Source organism: Brevundimonas sediminis (assembly GCF_048799765.1).
GTDB lineage: Bacteria > Pseudomonadota > Alphaproteobacteria > Caulobacterales > Caulobacteraceae > Brevundimonas.
Window position 1 is genome coordinate 78,905 of record NZ_JBLYQK010000003.1, and the last position, 15,162, is coordinate 94,066.

General features: G+C 66.3%; 14 protein-coding genes. 6 read left to right on the forward strand and 8 right to left on the reverse strand.

The genetic code is table 11. The features are described from left to right. Positions 1 to 14 precede the first annotated feature (14 nt). The 3 genes from radC to sfsA are packed head-to-tail and all read right to left on the reverse strand — an operon-like array spanning position 15 to position 2,345. The gene (radC, locus tag ACLQ7T_RS03045; RefSeq protein ID WP_420478077.1) at positions 15 to 743 is read right to left on the reverse strand and encodes a RadC family protein; all 729 of its coding nucleotides are present in this window, start codon (positions 741 to 743) and stop codon (positions 15 to 17) included. 29 nt (positions 744 to 772) lie between these two features. Then, on the reverse strand, positions 773 to 1,597 hold the full coding sequence (map, locus tag ACLQ7T_RS03050; protein WP_420478078.1) for a type I methionyl aminopeptidase: 825 nt from the start codon (positions 1,595 to 1,597) through the stop codon (positions 773 to 775). Between the two features lie 31 nt (positions 1,598 to 1,628). Further along, positions 1,629 to 2,345, reverse strand: a complete 717-nt coding sequence (gene sfsA / locus ACLQ7T_RS03055; protein WP_420478079.1) for a DNA/RNA nuclease SfsA — start codon at positions 2,343 to 2,345, stop codon at positions 1,629 to 1,631. A gap of 23 nt (positions 2,346 to 2,368) precedes the next feature. Here sfsA and ACLQ7T_RS03060 point away from each other — a divergent pair, with 23 nt between their 5' ends. Together ACLQ7T_RS03060 and ACLQ7T_RS03065 are read left to right on the forward strand one after the other, a co-directional pair. After that, positions 2,369 to 3,163: a competence/damage-inducible protein A gene (locus tag ACLQ7T_RS03060; RefSeq protein ID WP_420478080.1), complete on the forward strand. Its 795-nt coding sequence runs from the start codon at positions 2,369 to 2,371 to the stop codon at positions 3,161 to 3,163. Positions 3,164 to 3,201: 38 nt separating this feature from the next. Next, complete coding sequence (locus ACLQ7T_RS03065) at positions 3,202 to 3,564, forward strand: hypothetical protein (protein WP_420478081.1); 363 nt, start codon at positions 3,202 to 3,204, stop codon at positions 3,562 to 3,564. On the opposite strand, the gene ACLQ7T_RS03070 is transcribed toward ACLQ7T_RS03065, so the two are convergent. The 4 genes from ACLQ7T_RS03070 to ACLQ7T_RS03085 form a co-directional block, all read right to left on the reverse strand. Next, positions 3,561 to 4,667: an endo-1,4-beta-xylanase gene (locus ACLQ7T_RS03070; RefSeq protein ID WP_420478082.1), complete on the reverse strand. Its 1,107-nt coding sequence runs from the start codon at positions 4,665 to 4,667 to the stop codon at positions 3,561 to 3,563. The genes ACLQ7T_RS03065 and ACLQ7T_RS03070 overlap by 4 nt on opposite strands. Beyond that, complete coding sequence (locus ACLQ7T_RS03075; RefSeq protein ID WP_420470860.1) at positions 4,657 to 5,067, reverse strand: flagellar export protein FliJ; 411 nt, start codon at positions 5,065 to 5,067, stop codon at positions 4,657 to 4,659. The genes ACLQ7T_RS03070 and ACLQ7T_RS03075 overlap by 11 nt, the downstream gene beginning before the upstream one ends. Positions 5,068 to 5,080: 13 nt before the next feature. Further along, positions 5,081 to 6,427, reverse strand: a complete 1,347-nt coding sequence (gene fliI, locus ACLQ7T_RS03080) for a flagellar protein export ATPase FliI (protein ID WP_420478083.1) — start codon at positions 6,425 to 6,427, stop codon at positions 5,081 to 5,083. 63 nt (positions 6,428 to 6,490) lie between these two features. Beyond that, complete coding sequence (locus ACLQ7T_RS03085; RefSeq protein WP_420478084.1) at positions 6,491 to 7,414, reverse strand: EamA family transporter; 924 nt, start codon at positions 7,412 to 7,414, stop codon at positions 6,491 to 6,493. An 83-nt stretch (positions 7,415 to 7,497) separates the two neighbouring features. Here ACLQ7T_RS03085 and ACLQ7T_RS03090 point away from each other — a divergent pair, with 83 nt between their 5' ends. Continuing rightward, positions 7,498 to 8,004, forward strand: a complete 507-nt coding sequence (locus ACLQ7T_RS03090; RefSeq protein WP_420478085.1) for an Lrp/AsnC family transcriptional regulator — start codon at positions 7,498 to 7,500, stop codon at positions 8,002 to 8,004. Positions 8,005 to 8,136: 132 nt separating this feature from the next. Beyond that, positions 8,137 to 9,648 (forward strand): methyl-accepting chemotaxis protein, encoded by a 1,512-nt coding sequence (locus tag ACLQ7T_RS03095; protein ID WP_420478086.1) that lies wholly within the window; start codon positions 8,137 to 8,139, stop codon positions 9,646 to 9,648. 12 nt (positions 9,649 to 9,660) lie between these two features. Here ACLQ7T_RS03095 and ACLQ7T_RS03100 read toward each other — a convergent pair whose 3' ends face one another. Next, on the reverse strand, positions 9,661 to 12,585 hold the full coding sequence (locus ACLQ7T_RS03100) for an ATP-binding protein (protein ID WP_420478087.1): 2,925 nt from the start codon (positions 12,583 to 12,585) through the stop codon (positions 9,661 to 9,663). Between the two features lie 215 nt (positions 12,586 to 12,800). Here ACLQ7T_RS03100 and cysK point away from each other — a divergent pair, with 215 nt between their 5' ends. Continuing rightward, positions 12,801 to 13,781, forward strand: a complete 981-nt coding sequence (gene cysK, locus ACLQ7T_RS03105) for a cysteine synthase A (RefSeq protein WP_420478088.1) — start codon at positions 12,801 to 12,803, stop codon at positions 13,779 to 13,781. 45 nt (positions 13,782 to 13,826) lie between these two features. Beyond that, a complete protein-coding gene (locus tag ACLQ7T_RS03110; protein WP_420478089.1) occupies positions 13,827 to 15,044 on the forward strand; it encodes a DUF2336 domain-containing protein in 1,218 nt (405 codons plus the stop codon). Positions 15,045 to 15,162: the final 118 nt, after the last annotated feature.

Here is a 15,162-nt window from a genome sequence, read left to right on the forward strand (position 1 = left end):
TCAGGGAGCGGAAGCTACATCAACCCCAGCTGTTTGAAACTGGCCACGCCATCCCGACCGACGACCAGATGGTCGTGGACCGACAGGCCCAGAGCCCGCGCGGCCTCGACCACCTGGCGCGTCATGTCGATGTCGGCGCGGGACGGGGTGGGGTCGCCGGACGGATGGTTGTGGACGATGATCATCGACTTGGCCGACAGCTCCAGCGCCCGGCGAACGACTTCCCGCGGATAGACGGGGGCGTGATCGACCGTGCCGCGGTTCTGGATCTCGTCGAGGATCAGCTGGTTGCGGTTGTCGAGATAGAGGACCCGAAACTGCTCGCGCGGCTCGTGCTGGAGCGAAAGGCGGACGTAGGCCAGCAGGGCGGTCCAGGAGGAGATGACCGTGCGCTTGTTGGCCTCTTCCTTGGTGACGCGGCGGGCGACCTCGTGCAGGGCGGCGAGGTCCAGGGCGGTTTCGGCGCCGATGCCCTTGGAGCGGCCGCGCGAGTCCTCGGCCTTGACCGTCATCAGGTCCTCGACCGAGGCGGCGAGGACGGCCGCCAGCGAACCGAACCTGGCCAGCAGGGCCTTGGCGATGGGCTTGACGTCGCCCTGCGGCTGGCTGCGGAAAAGGAATAGCTCAAGCAACTCATAGTCGGGCAGGTGGTGGATGCCCGCGCCGCGCGCCCGATCGCGCAGCCGTTCGCGATGGCCTGCGTGATGGGGCCGCTTCGAGTTTTCTGACGGCGGATCGAGCATGCGTCCTCCGGGGACGCGCGCAGCCTATCCTAGAATTCAGGACGGAACAGCCCGGCGGGGCTGGCGCTGAACAGCTCGCAGCCGTCGTCCGTCACGCCAATAGTGTGTTCGCACTGCGAGGACAGGGACTTGTCGCGGGTGACGGCGGTCCAGCCGTCGGACAGGACCTTCACGTGCGGCTTGCCCAGGTTCACCATCGGCTCGACGGTGAAGAACATGCCCTTCTTGAGGGTCGCGCCCTCACCGCGGCGGCCGTAGTGCAGGACGTTCGGGCTGTCGTGGAACAGGCGGCCGATGCCGTGGCCGCAGAAGTCGCGGACGACCGACATGCGCTGGGCCTCGACCACCTGCTGGATGGCGTAGCCGATGTCGCCGAAGGTGGCGCCCGGCTTCACGACCGCCAGACCGGCCTCCAGCGAGTCATAGGTGACGTCGATCAGCTTGCGGGCGCGGGCGTTGATGGTCCCGACCGGGAACATGCGGCTGGAATCGCCGTGCCAGCCGTCGACGATGATGGTGTGGTCGATGTTCACGATATCGCCGTCCTTGAGCACCTTGTCGCCCGGGATGCCGTGGCAGACGACGTGGTTGATCGAGGTGCAGACGGTTTTCTCGTAGCCCTTGTAGCCGAGGCAGGCGGGCAGGCCACCATTGTCGAGGGTGAACTCGCGGATCAGGTCGTCGATGCGGCCGGTGGTGACGCCGGGCTGGACGTGCTCGGTGATCATATCGAGGGCGCGGGCGACAAGATTGCCGGCGGCGCGCATGCCCTCCCAGGCTTCCTCGTCCTGATGGACGCGGATCTCGTGGGTGCGGACGAAGTGATCGGTGTCCAGTTCTGGGGTCTCGTACATGCGTCGTCTTTCGGCGCGACCCTTGTCGAAATCAGGGCCGCCAGGGCAGGGCGCGATCCAGCCGGATCGCTTCAGGCGTCAGGTGGCAACTGTAGCACAGAACCTCAACCCCGTGGGAGGCGGCCTCACGCAGGGCGGGGCCATAGGCCCTGTCGATGTCGTCGGCGGTGGTGAAGGCCGTGCAGTCCATGCGCTGGACAATGAACAGCATGACGGCCCGGTCGTCCGCGTCGATGACCCGTTCGAGCGCCTTCAGATGTTTGACGGCCCGTTCGGTGCGGCAGTCCGGGAATTCGGCAAGGCCGGGTTCGCGGTTGAAGTGGACGTTCTTGATCTCGACCCAGGCGGACGGTCGATGGAGGGCGTCAGGGTCCGACTGAAGCAGGATGTCGATCCGGCTGTTCCCGTCGTAGCGGACCTCGCGCCGCAGGAGGGGGTAGCCGGTCAGTTCCGCGATCCGCCCCTCGGCGATGGCGGTCTCTCCGATGCGGTTGGGATTCATGGTGTTGACCCCGACCAGCCCGGCATCCGGCAGTTCGACCATCTCCAGCGTCAGAGGCAGCTTGCGCTTCGGATCGGGCGAGCGGGACATCCAGACCGGCACGCCCGGCGCGGTCAGACCCAGCATCGCGCCGGGGTTGGGGACGTGGATGGTGGTCTCGGTCCCGTCCGCGAGGGTCACGTCGGCGAGGAAGCGCTTGTAGCGGCGGATCAGGGTTCCGCGTTCGAGAGGTGTCTTGAAGCGCATGGCGCAGTCTCTAGCTTGAGCGGATGACCGAAGCATCCCCCACCGCCGCCGTCCTCATTATCGGGGACGAGGTTCTGTCCGGCCGGACGCAGGACACCAATCTGAACACCATCGCGCGGTTCCTGACGGCGCTGGGGATCGACCTGCTGGAGGCGCGGACGGTCGGGGACCGGACGGAGCAGATCGTGGAGAATCTGAACGCCCTGCGGTCGGCACACGACTATGTCTTCACCACCGGTGGGATCGGTCCCACCCATGACGACATCACCGCCGATGCGGTGGCCAGGGCGTTCGGCGTGGCCTTGCCGGAGCATCCGGACGCGGTGGCGATCCTCGAGAAACGCTATGGGCCGGGCGAGTTCAACGCGGCGCGGCGGCGGATGGCGCGCATCCCCGAGGGCGGGACGCTGATCGCCAATCCGGTGACGGACGCGCCGGGCTTTCAGATCGGCAATGTCTTTGTGATGGCGGGCGTGCCGAAGATCATGACCGCCATGCTGGAGGATGTGGCCCCACGCCTGAAGACCGGGGCGGTGGTGCTGTCGCGTACGGTGCGGGTCAGCGGCGTGGGCGAGGGGGCGGTGGCGGATATCCTGACCGCCGCGTCGAAGGCCGAGCGCGAGGTCAGCTTCGGCAGCTATCCCTTCGGCCACGGCTCGGCCGGCGAGATCGGGACCCATCTGGTTTTGCGGGGCCGGGATGCTGAGAAGGTGGAGGCGGCGGTGAGAGGATTGATCGCCGATTTGATAGCGGCGGGGATCGCGGCGGAGCGCGCCGAAGACCCGAAGTCATCTGCGGAATCTGGACTGCGAGGCTGACCCCGCTAAAGTGCCGCAAAGCTTTGGGGGAGCGAGCTGTGAACGACGCTGATTTCGAGGCGACCGTGCGCTATCGGCGCGGAATGGACATTCAACCGATCATCGATGGAATGGTGGCTGACGGCATTGAGGCCGAAGCGGCGAAGGCGGCCGTGCGGAAGGTGCAGGCCCGGCTGACCGCCGCGGATCGTAAGCGTGGCATGGCGAACCTGACGTTCGGCCTGCTGATCCTGGCGATCGGAGGCGGCGTAACCTTTTGGACCTACACCAACTGGGGAGACGTCTTCGTCGTGGCTTACGGCGCTTTGATCGTGGGCCCGGCGCTGTGTTTCATCGGCCTGCGCCAGATCATCAAGGCCGGCAAGGACAGCAAGGTCGCGCGGATGGGCCTGGGGTACTAGCCGCCGGCGCGGCTCCCGAACGCTTCCGCCAAAGCCCCGTACGCCGGATTGCCTCGGCCCTCGCGGTCAAGCAGCAGCGGGCTGTCGTCGGGGCGGTTGCGGCCCTCCTCGCGGGTCAGCCAGCTGTCGTTGTCCCGAAGGCCCCAGGTGGTGAAGGCGTAGCGCTGGCGTTCGGGCAAGGCGTGGAAGGCCTCGGCCAATTCGCCGACGCGGGCGACCTGCTGGTCGCGCTTCTCCTTCAGCGAGCGCAGGTCGGGCATGCGGCCGCCGTCGCGGTACAGGGAGAAGTCCAGCTCGGATACATGGATGGGGAGGCCCAACGAGGCGGCGTCACGGAAGAAGTTCCGGATATTGCCTTCGGGAATCTCGATGCCGAGGTGGGACTGGGTCCCGATGCCGCCGATGGGCGCCCCCAGTTTCAGCAGGCGTTCAACCAGCTTGAGGAAGGTCGTTCCCTTCTGCGGAATGTTTTCCAGGTTGTACTCATTGAGGAAAAGGATGGCATCGGGATCGGCCTCCTTCGCGATCTGGAAGGCGCGGACCATGTAGCCGTCCATGCCGAGGGCGCGGCTCCAGTGACATTCGCGCAAGCTGGTTCCGTCCTCGGAGACGGGTTCGTTGACGACGTCCCAGCCCGCCATCTGGCCGCGATAGCGGCCGGCGAAGGCGCGGATATAGCGCTCGTACTCGGCGGCGAAGCGATCGCGGGGGACGACGGTGTCGTTGAAGACCTCTGCCCCTTGGGAATACCAGATCAGGGTGTGGCCATGGACCCGCAGGCCGTTGTCACGGGCAAAGGCGACGACCCGGTCCGAGGCGCCGAAGTCGTAGACGAAGCCGGGGCCAAGGGTCCGCTCCATCTTCTGCTCCCACTCGGGAGTCATCTGGGAACAGTGACGACGGATTTGCTCGATCCAGTCGGGCTGATCGAGCTGCCAGGTCATTCCCGTGGCGCCGAAGGGCGCGGGAACGATGTCCTTGAGCGGGGCGGCCAGAGGACCGGGCGAGGGCTGGGCTGTGGCGAAGCGGTCGCAGGCGCCCAGGGCGACCGCAGAGCCGAGCGAGGCGCCCAGCACCGTCCGGCGGGCCAGCTTATCCGGCACGCCGGCGCAGGCCCATTTCGTCGAAGGCGGCGGTCTCGCGCTTGCCGGCGGCGATCATGGCGTTCAGGCGGGTGGTCTCGGCCACATGCTCGAACTTCTTGAGTTCCTCGAAGGCGCCGGTAAGGGCGTCGCGGGCGCCGACTTCCTCGGCGTCGATTTCGGCGACATCGGTCTCGGCGGCGGCCTTGCGCAGCTTCCAGCCGTTCAGATAGGCCTGCAGCATCATGCCCGCCTCGACGTCCTGACGCGCGCGTTCCTGTTCGACCTCGGCCTCGGCATCGAGGACGGCGAGGCGCATTTCGGCCGAGGCGCGACGGGCGGTGATCTCCGCGAGGCGTTTCTGGAGGGTCTCGACCTCGTAGTTCGAGATCCGGATCAGCGATTGAGCCCAGGCGGTCATTTGTTCACTCCGGTCACTGGCTGATCATGCCCTGGTTCAGAATTGCCTCCAGTCGGGTAAATGAATCGGAAAGAGACGTGTGATCGTCCTTGTCCTGACCCAGAAATCCTTCGAGGGCGGGGTTGAGCGCGATGGCGCGGTCAACGATGGGGTCGGCGCCCGAACGGTAGGCTCCGATCTTGATCAGCTCCTCCATATTCGCATAGGCGCTGAGGCACTGGCGTGCGCGCTTGTTCAGTTCACGCTCGGGCGGCGTCTGACAGCCCGGAAGCGTCCGGCTGACCGACTTCAGCACGTCAATGGCGGGGAAGCGGCCGCGCTCGGCGATCTTGCGATCCATCACAATGTGGCCGTCCAGAATACCGCGCACGGCGTCGGCGATGGGCTCGTCATGATCGCCGCCGTCCACCAGCACGGTGAAGAGGGCGGTGATGGGAGCGGCCGTCGTGCCGTCCGGGCGGACCGGTCCGGGGCCGGCGCGTTCCAGCAGCTTGGGCAATTCGGTGAAGACGGTGGGCGTATAGCCCTTGGTCGTTGGCGGTTCTCCCGCCGCCAGGCCGATCTCCCGCTGTGCCATGGCGAAGCGGGTGACCGAGTCCATCAGGCACAGGACTTCCAGGTCCTGATCCCGGAAATATTCCGAGATGGCCATGGTCATATAGGCGGACTGGCGACGCTTGAGCGCAGGCTCGTCGGAGGTGGCGACCACGACGACGGCGCGGCGCAGGCCTTCCTCGCCCAAGGTCTCCTCGACGAACTCGCGCACTTCCCGACCCCGTTCGCCGATCAGGCCGACGACGACAACGTCGCAGGTGGCCTGTTTGGCGAGCATGGACAGCAGCACCGACTTGCCGACGCCCGAGCCGGCGAAGATGCCGAGCCGTTGACCCCGGCAGGTGGTGGTGAAGACGTCCATTGAGCGGACGCCCAGGTCCAGCCGTTCGCCGACGCGACCGCGCGAGTGGGCAGGGGGCGGGGGCGCGCGCAGGGGATAGGCCGCGGGGCCCTGGGGCAGGGGACCCTTGCCGTCGATGGGGTTGCCGAAGGCGTCGATGATCCGACCCAGCCACGCGGTGGTCGGGCGAACGCTGGCGGCGGTGTCGATGATGCGAATGTCGGCCCCGGGCGCCACGCCCTCGACGGGGCCGAATGGCATGAGCAGGGCCTTGGCGTCGCGGAAGCCGACGACCTCGGCGGGCAGGGGGTTGAGGCCGCGTCCGCGCTCAATCTCGGCGCGGGCGCCGACGGCGAGACGGCTGAGACCGCCGCGGGACTCGATCAGCAGGCCGCTGACGCCCGCGACCTTGCCGGTCACGACCAGCGGGTCGATCGCTTCGACGGCGGCGGCGAGATTGCGCAAACGGAGCCCCTGAACAGGCCTCCACGGATGCGGGAACGTGGTTAATCGAAGATGAAGACGGCCCTAGTTCGCTGTGGGCACAGGGGCGTCCGCCGGTTGTGTGGATGCCTCACGGCCGGTGGTCAGAATCGCCCCGACCGAGGCGACGACGATGCAGCCGATGGCCAGCCACTGCAGTCCGCTCAGGCGTTCGTGCAGGATAGCGAGGCCGGCGAGGGCGCCGACGGCCGGCTCACATGACAGCAGGACGCCAAAGGTGCGCTTGGGAATGTGGCTCAGCGCGATCATCTCAAGCGAATAGGGCAGGGCGCTGGAGGCGAGGGCGACACAGACGCCGACAATCAGGACGGACGGCAGCAACAGGTTTGCGCCGGCCGAGGCGACGCCGAACGGCAGGATGACCATGGCGGCAGTGCTCATGCCGAGGGCGACCGACTGGCCCGCGTGCATGTGGGAGAGACGCTTTCCAAAGATGATGTACAGGGCCCAGCAGAGGCCCGCGAAGGCGGCGAAGGCCACGCCGGCGGGGTCCAGGGCATGCGCGCCGCTCCAGAGGGGCAGCAGCATCGCCAGACCGGCGACGGCGCAGGCGATCCAGATGAAATGGATCAGGCGACGGGCGTGAACAAGCGCGAGGACGAGCGGGCCGGAAAACTCGATCGCAATGGCCACACCCAACGGGATGGTCCGCAGTGACATGTAGAAGCTGAGGTTCATCAGGCCCAGAACGAGGCCGTACAGTATGACGCGCCCCGTGTCGGCGCGGCTGAGCCTGAAGCGCCACGGCCGCCAGACGGCGATCAGGATCAGGGCGGACAGGCCGACGCGAAGAGCCGAGGTGCCCTCGGCGCCGACAACGGGAAAGAGCTGCTTGGCGAAGGATGTGCCGACCGCCAGGGACACCATGCCCGCGAGGAGGGCTGCGTAGGGCAGGGCTGCCGCGACTGCGGGGGTAGACAGGGAGCGGCGGGCCATGGCGATCGACATGCCTGAGGGTAGCCGGGATATGGTTGCGCTTCCCGGCGATTTCAGGCTCGATTGTGCCTGAAATCATCACGAAAGCCTACCTGATGACGGAATTCGTCACTCTCGACCCGTTCGACCACAAATTGCTGGGGCGGGTCCGTCGGAATAATCTGGAGCCCGCGCGCGTGACGGCGGAGGCGGTGGGGCTTTCGGAGTCCGCAGTGTTGCGCCGCCTGCGGCGTCTCAGAGCTGAGCGCGTCATCGTTTCGGATGTCGCCATGATCGATCCGGCCCGGGTGGAACCCCGGATCGTCCTGCATGTCATGGTGGAGATGAACACCCAGGACCGGACCATGATGAACGCCTTCCAGGCCTCCATGCGCGCCAGTCCCGAGGTCCAGGGCTGCTGGGACGTTACCGGACCGACCGATTATCTGCTGACGGTCTCGGTCCGCGCCATGTCGGAATATGAAGCGTTCGGCATCCGTGAACTGACGCCCGAGAAGGGCGTGCGATCCTACCAGAGCATGATCGTCATCCGGGAGGTTGTCGGTTTCGACCCTGCGCGGTCCGTCCTTTCAGGGGCGCTGGAACGCCCGAAAAGATCCTGAGTGTTAATCATTTATGACTCGCTAACTACGTATTTTCCCGTGCAGAAAAACAATCATTACTAAAGTTTCGAGGCGCTTGCTTGCAACTATAGCTAGCAGCCTGAGGGCTTGCTGACCTTGGGGGAGGTTGCGATGTTTGCTTCGCGTCGTCGGCAGGAAGACGGGACCCGGTCCAGGGTGGACGAGCTTGAAGCGCGGATGGCGGCGATCGGCCGATCCCAGGCTGTGATCGAGTTCAACCTCGACGGCACGATCATCGATGCGAACGAGAATTTCCTGCTGACCATGGGCTATGGTCTCGACGAAATCCGGGGAACACACCATCGCAACTTCATGGAGCCCTCGGAGGCGGCGTCACCCGACTATGCCGCGTTCTGGCGCACCCTGAACGAAGGCCAGTTCGCCGCCGGCAAGTTCCGGCGTCTGGCGAAGGGCGGTCGGGAGGTCTGGCTGCAGGCGTCCTACAATCCCATCTTCGGCTCCGACGGCCGCCCACTGCGTGTGATCAAGCTGGCGGTCGATATCACACGGGAAGAGCAGGAAAATCGCCGCAGCGAGCGCGCGCGGATCGAGGCCGAGCAGGCCCAGTCCACCCTGGTCGAAGCGCTGGCCTCCAGTCTGTCGAAGCTCTCGGGCGGCGATCTGACCACCCGCGTCGACGGCGAGATGAGCGGGGCTCACCAGCGGATCTGCGATGACTACAACTCGGCGGTCGGCAGTCTCCGGGACGCCCTGGCCCAGGTCACGGACGCCGTCGGTGGTCTGCGCGGCGGGTCGGATGAAATCTCGACCGCGTCCGATGACCTTTCGCGGCGGACGGAGCAGCAGGCGGCCAGTCTGGAGGAGACGGCGGCCGCCCTGGATGAAATTACCGCGACCGTGAAGCGGAGCGCCGAGGGGGCCGGCAAGGCGTCGACCGCCGCGGCGGGCGCCCGGGCCGAAGCGGAGCGATCAGGCGAGGTTGTGCGCAATGCGATCGCAGCGATGGGCGAAATCCAGAAGAGCTCCGTCCAGATCGGCGACATCATCGGGGTGATCGACGAAATCGCCTTCCAGACCAACCTGTTGGCCCTGAATGCGGGGGTTGAAGCGGCGCGCGCCGGCGATTCCGGCCGGGGCTTCGCCGTGGTCGCGTCCGAGGTTCGGTCGCTGGCCCAGCGCTCCGCGGAGGCGGCCAAGGAGATCAAGACCCTGATCCACACCTCGACCAGCCAGGTCGCGGCGGGGGTCAAGCTGGTGGATGAAGCCGGCTCGGCCCTGTCCGCCATCGTGGTGAGGGTGGCCGAGATGGATGCGCTGGTGTCCGAGATTTCCGCCTCGGCCCAGGAGCAGGCCACGGGCCTGCAGCAGGTCAACACGGCGGTGAACCAGATGGATCAGGTCACCCAGCAGAACGCCGCCATGGTCGAGGAAACGACCGCTGCGGCGGCGAACCTGAAAACGGAGGCGGCGCAACTCGCTGCACTGGTGAAGAAGTTCGACACCGGCCAGGCTGCGGCGACCGGTCCCGTTGTGCACATGCTGAGAGGCCGCCCGGAACCGGCTTCCGTCCCGGCAGAGCCGCGCGAAAGGGCCAGACTGGTCGTGGGCGGCGGGGCTGTGATGGAAAGCCAGCCCAGCGAGAACGGCTGGGAAGAGTTCTGACCCTCCGGCACGTCAGCTGTCGATCAGCTCCCCGACCTTGTTGACCAGTTCGGTCATGACAAAGGGCTTGGTGAGCACCGCCATCCCCGGATCGAGCAGCCCGTTGCCCACGGCCGCATTCTCCGCGTAGCCGGTGATGAACAGCACCTTCAGCTCCGGCCGCTCGACCCTCGCTGCGTCGGCGACCTGTCGGCCGTTCAGCCCGCCGGGCAGACCCACATCAGTGACCAACAGGTCAATCTTCGCGCCGCCGCCCAGCACTTGCAGGCCGGAGGGGCCGTCGACGGCTTCGATCACCGTATAGCCGGCGTCGCCCAAAACCTCGGCGGCCAACATCCGCACCGTGGGCTCGTCGTCGATCAGCAGGACGGTCTCTCCATGACCAGGGTGACCCGAGATGACCGGATCCAGTGGGTCCAGGGTCTCCAGGTCGCCCGTGTAGCGGGGGAGATAGAGGCACATCGTCGTGCCCTTGCCCGGCTCGGAATACACCCGGACCTGACCACCGGACTGACGGAGGAAGCCGTGGATCATCGACAGGCCGAGGCCTGTGCCCTGACCGAGGGGCTTGGTGGTGAAGAAGGGATCAAAGATGCGATCGACGATGTCGGCCGGGATGCCGGAGCCGGTGTCCGTCACGCAAAGCGAGATGTACTGGCCAGGCTTCAGGTCCCGTTCCTTCGCCGCCCGGTCGTCCAGCCATTTGTTGGCGGTTTCGATGGTCAGTCGGCCTGTGTTCGGCGCCATTGCGTCGCGGGCGTTGATGCAAAGGTTCAGCAGGGCGTTCTCGAGCTGCGACGGGTCAACGCGCGTGGTCCAGAGCCCGGCGGCGCCCACGACCTCGACCTCGATATCCGGCCCCATGGTGCGTCGGATCAGCTCCTCCATGCCGCTGATCAGGCGATTGGCGGAGACGGGCTTTGGATCAAGGGTCTGGCGGCGTGAGAAGGCCAGCAGCCGCTGGGTCAGGGCCGCCGCGCGCTGCGCCGCGCCCTGGGCGGCGTCAATGTAGCGCTCCACCCCCGCCAGGCGGCCCTCATGCAAGCGTTTCTGGAGCAGTTCCAGGCTGCCGGAAATGCCGGCAAGCAGATTGTTGAAGTCGTGCGCGATGCCGCCCGTCAGTTGGCCCACCGCCTCCATCTTCTGCGACTGTCGAAGGGCCTCCTCGATTTGCATCAGCTCCGCTGACCGTTCCTCTACCCTTTGCTCAAGGGTTTCGTTCAGGGATCGCAGCGCCTGCTCGGCCTGTTTGCGGGCGGTGAGGTCCTGGAAAAGGACGGCGACCTGGTTGCGCGACGCCGGCTCGATGCGGAAGGCGGCCAGCTCAAGCCAGCGGCCGGTCTTTTCCAGCTCCTTCTCGAAGCGGATGGGGGCGCCGGAGGTCAGCACCCCGCGATAGAGGCGGACCCATTCTTCGGCCTCGTCGCCAACCATTTCCCGGACCTTCTGGCCGACGACGTCGGGAATCCCCGCATTGACGGTGTAGGCGGCGTTGGCCTCGACGTGGATGTAGTCGCTGAGCGGGCCGTGCGGACCATCGAAAAACTCGATGATGCAGAACCCTTCGTCGATTGCGTTGAAGAGCGCCTCATACCGGGTCTCGCTTTCCCGCCGGTCGGCCTCGGAACGCACCCGCTCGACGTGGGCCCAGGACCGCTCGACCACCTGCCGGATGGTGGCCAGTTCATCCTCGGTCCAGATGTGCGGCGTCTTGTGGTGGATCGCCATCAGGGCGGTCAGGACACCATCCTTCACCAGCGGCATGCAGATGGTCGCCGCGATGCCGATGGACCGGAAAGTCGCCGCCTCGTTCGGGGCCAATTGGTCAATATCGTTGACGATCAGCGGCCGCCCCGCCGCCAGTTCCTGGACCGCGAGCCGGCCGAAGTCGGCAAGGCTGTAGTGACCGATGATGGTCGCGGAGCCGGGCGCCGCCCAATCTCCCCGGATGGTGAAACCATTCTCGTCGGCGTCCATGTCGGCATAGGCGCAAATGGAGGCGCCGAGGAACTCGCCGGTCCGGCGGGTCGTCGTCGAGAGGATCTGTTCCGGGAGCGTCAGGCGCGCCACCTCGACCTGAAGGGCGTCCAGAAAGCGCAGGCGGGCTTCAACTGTCTTGCGGTCGCTGACATCGAAGCTCACGCCAGGAAAACGCGACGGCTTTCCGTCGGGGTCGTACTCGACCCGACCTTCGGCCTGCACCCAGCGGGTGCTTCCGTCGGGTTGGACGATGCGATACTCGCCCGTGAAGACTTCGCCGGAAGACAGGGCCCGGGCGATGTCCGTCCGCAGCTTCGGAAGGTCTTCGGGATGGACGCTGCCGAAGAACTCGGCGAGGGGTGCTCCCTCGACTGCCTTGTGGACATCGACGCCGTACAGACGTGCAAAGCGTTCATCGGCGCGGACGAGGTCTTTCGCCAGGTCCCAGTCCCAGGCGCCGATGCCGCGTCCCGCCGACAGGGCAAGCTGCAGTCTGGCATCGGCGTCGTCCCGACGTCTTTCGGCGAGAATGCGGTCCGTCGTTTCGGTGACGAAGACCATGACGCCAGCCGGCTGGCCGGTCTCGTCCGGGACAGGGACGTAATCAAGATCCATCCAGCCCGGCTCCGGGACGCCGGCGCGATCCAGCACCAGCTCCTGGTCCCGAAGAGACCAGGACTCGCCGGCCAGACCTCTCCGGATATTGCCGTCGTTGAAGTCGGCGATCTCGGGCCAGCCCTCGCGGGCGCCCATGCCGAGGAGCTCCGGGTGTCGCCGACCGGCAAAGCGGGCGTAGCCGTCGTTGTAGATCAGGATCCCCGTGGGCCCCCAGAGGAGGACCATGGGGTTCGGGGCCGCGACCAGCATCCCGACGGCGGTCAGAAGGCTTTGCGGCCAGCTGTCGATGTCGCCGATCGGCGTGCGTGACCAGTCGAACGCACGGATGCGTCCGGCCATTTCGCCCTCCCGCTTGAGAAAGGCGATATCAGGCGCGCTGTTGGACAGTGGAACTCTCCCCCGAGGGTGACTCTACGCTGATCGCCCAACGCCCGACGTTCGTAAAGGCTTCCAAGGGGATTGCGGTCGGAGGGGCTTTCCCTAGATCGAAGGGGATTATGCCCTGAAGATCGTGCTTTAATGTCACGCTCAACGCCGCTCCGGAGACTCCCCCAATGTCCGACGCCTCGTACGACGCCAGCCGCCACCGCAAGTCCGGTCGGGGTAAAATCTATGGGTCGATCATCGACACGATCGGCGACACCCCGCTCGTGGCGCTGCCGCGGTTGTCGGCGGAGTTCCAGCCGAAGGGCCGGGTTCTGGCCAAGCTGGAGTTCTTCAACCCGATCGCTTCGGTGAAGGATCGGATCGGCGTGGCTATGGTCGAGGCGCTCGAACAGGCCGGCAAGATCGGTCCCGGCAGCGTGCTGATCGAACCGACCAGCGGAAACACCGGCATCGCCCTGGCCTTTGTGGCTGCGGCGAAGGGCTACAAGCTGATCCTCGTGATGCCCGAAAGCATGTCGATGGAACGGCGCAAGATGCTGGCCCTGCTGGGCGCCGAACTGGTGCTGACGCCGGCTGAAAAGGGCATGAAGGGCGCTATCGCCATGGCGCAGGACCTGCTCGATCGCACTCCGGGGGCGGTCAGCCCCGCACAGTTCGACAATCCGGCCAATCCGGCCATCCACCGGGAGACCACGGCCGAGGAAATCTGGGCCGACACCGAGGGGGCTGTTGATATCGTGATCGCAGGGGTCGGCACCGGCGGAACGATCACCGGTGTCGGGCAGGCCCTGAAGGCGAAGAAGCCGTCCGTCCGGATGATCGCGGTCGAGCCGACCGCTTCACCTGTCCTGTCCGGTGGCGATCCGGGCCCGCACAAAATTCAAGGTATCGGCGCCGGCTTTGTCCCGAGTATCGTGGACCGGTCGATCATCGACGCCGTGGAACAGGTATCGAACGAGGACGCCTTCGACATGGCCCGCAAGGCGGCGCGTGTGGAAGGGATTCCCGTCGGCATCTCGTCCGGGGCCGCGCTGACGGCGGCGTTCCGGGTTGCCGAAAGGGAAGAGAACGCCGGGAAGACGATCGTGGCGATCATTCCGAGTTTCGCCGAGCGCTACCTGTCGACCGCCTTGTTCGAAGGCCTGTAGGGCCGTCACAGCCGGTTAACCGCGTCGGTCGTACGATGCCTGGTCATGTCCGACCCTGCCGCCATGCCTGAAGAGGTCGCGCCCACTGCGGGTCCGCGCGCGCGCCACGCCCTGTTGAGGCGGCTGGCCGATGTGGTTTCGCTGCCCGCCAGCCGGATCAACGCGTTCGAACGCGCCGTGACCGGGGACCTGCTGGTCGAAATGCTCCGGCTGGCCTCGCATGAGGACCGCAAGCGCGTCGCCGCCCGTCTGGCGCCGTTGACGGAACTGCCGAACGCGCTGGCGCGAATGCTGTTGCGTGACGAGCCCGACGTCGCGGGACTCCTGATCGAGCACTGCGCATCCCTGTCCGATGCCGATCTGGTGGCCTGCGCCAGGGACACGACGGAGGAGCACCGGCTTCTCATCGCCAACCGTCGCGGCCTGTCCGAGGTGATAGGGGAGATTCTGCTGGAGTTCGGCGAGACGGCGGTGATCGACGCCCTGCTGAGAAACAGCAGCGCCCGGCTTGGCCAGGTGGCCGTCGAGGGTGTGGTGAGCCTGAGCCGCACGGAACGCCAGCTTTGCGCGCCCTTGCTGAAGCGGCCGGAACTGCGGCCATCCGGGGCTTACGTGATGTTCTGGTGGGCGGGAGCGGAGGATCGCCGGACCATCCTGCAGCGGTTCGCCGTGTCGCGGGAAGTCATGCAGGAGGTGGCGGAGGACGTCTTTGCGATGGCTGCCGAGGAAGGGTGGCAAGACCCGGTGTCGCGCAAGGCGCTTCAGTTCATCGAGCGTCGCCAGCGCAACCGCGCGGCGATCGCCCGCAGTCCTTATGGCGGGCTGGAGGAGGCCGTCGCCGCGGCCGGCCTGAAGGGCATGTCGCGGGAACTGGCGACCGAAATCTCGCATCTGTCCGGGGTCAAGCCGATCACCGGCGCCAAGATACTTGGCGACACCGGCGGAGAGCCTCTCGCGATCCTGTGCAAGGCGACGGGACTCGGGCGGGGAGAGCTCCAGGCCCTCTGGCGGTCCCTGCGCCGGCCGGAAGCGATGGCGGACGGCACGGTCGACCCCCTTTGGGAGCGGGTGCAGATCACTTATGAAATGCTCGCGGTGGACAGGGCGCAGACTGTCCTGCGTTACTGGAACTGGTCGCTGTCTTCCGCTTTGACGCCCGCTCTACTGAAGGTGATCCGCGAGGGCGAGGAAGAGGGGCTGGACGACTATTCAGCGCCTGAGCGCGCCGCGATGCTGGCGCTGGCAGAGAACTTCGGTCGCTAGATCGGGGCGGAGCCTTCTTTCGCTTTGCCGAGCTTTTCAGGCGAACTATTGGACGTTGCCTTCAATAGCGAACGTCTTTATTTGATCGATCATCAAGGATTGATCCCGATTCAGTCGA

Bases quoted from the DNA above. Each gene is read 5' to 3' on its own strand.
- ACLQ7T_RS03110 (WP_420478089.1), top strand. From the start codon at position 13,827: ATGTCCGACCCTGCCGCCATGCCTGAAGAGGTCGCGCCCACTGCGGGT.
- cysK (WP_420478088.1), top strand. From the start codon at position 12,801: ATGTCCGACGCCTCGTACGACGCCAGCCGCCACCGCAAGTCCGGTCGG.
- ACLQ7T_RS03095 (WP_420478086.1), top strand. From the start codon at position 8,137: ATGTTTGCTTCGCGTCGTCGGCAGGAAGACGGGACCCGGTCCAGGGTG.
- ACLQ7T_RS03090 (WP_420478085.1), top strand. From the start codon at position 7,498: ATGACGGAATTCGTCACTCTCGACCCGTTCGACCACAAATTGCTGGGG.
- map (WP_420478078.1), bottom strand. From the start codon at position 1,597: ATGTACGAGACCCCAGAACTGGACACCGATCACTTCGTCCGCACCCAC.
- ACLQ7T_RS03060 (WP_420478080.1), top strand. From the start codon at position 2,369: ATGACCGAAGCATCCCCCACCGCCGCCGTCCTCATTATCGGGGACGAG.
- ACLQ7T_RS03075 (WP_420470860.1), bottom strand. From the start codon at position 5,067: ATGACCGCCTGGGCTCAATCGCTGATCCGGATCTCGAACTACGAGGTC.
- sfsA (WP_420478079.1), bottom strand. From the start codon at position 2,345: ATGCGCTTCAAGACACCTCTCGAACGCGGAACCCTGATCCGCCGCTAC.
- ACLQ7T_RS03085 (WP_420478084.1), bottom strand. From the start codon at position 7,414: ATGTCGATCGCCATGGCCCGCCGCTCCCTGTCTACCCCCGCAGTCGCG.
- radC (WP_420478077.1), bottom strand. From the start codon at position 743: ATGCTCGATCCGCCGTCAGAAAACTCGAAGCGGCCCCATCACGCAGGC.
- ACLQ7T_RS03100 (WP_420478087.1), bottom strand. From the start codon at position 12,585: ATGGCCGGACGCATCCGTGCGTTCGACTGGTCACGCACGCCGATCGGC.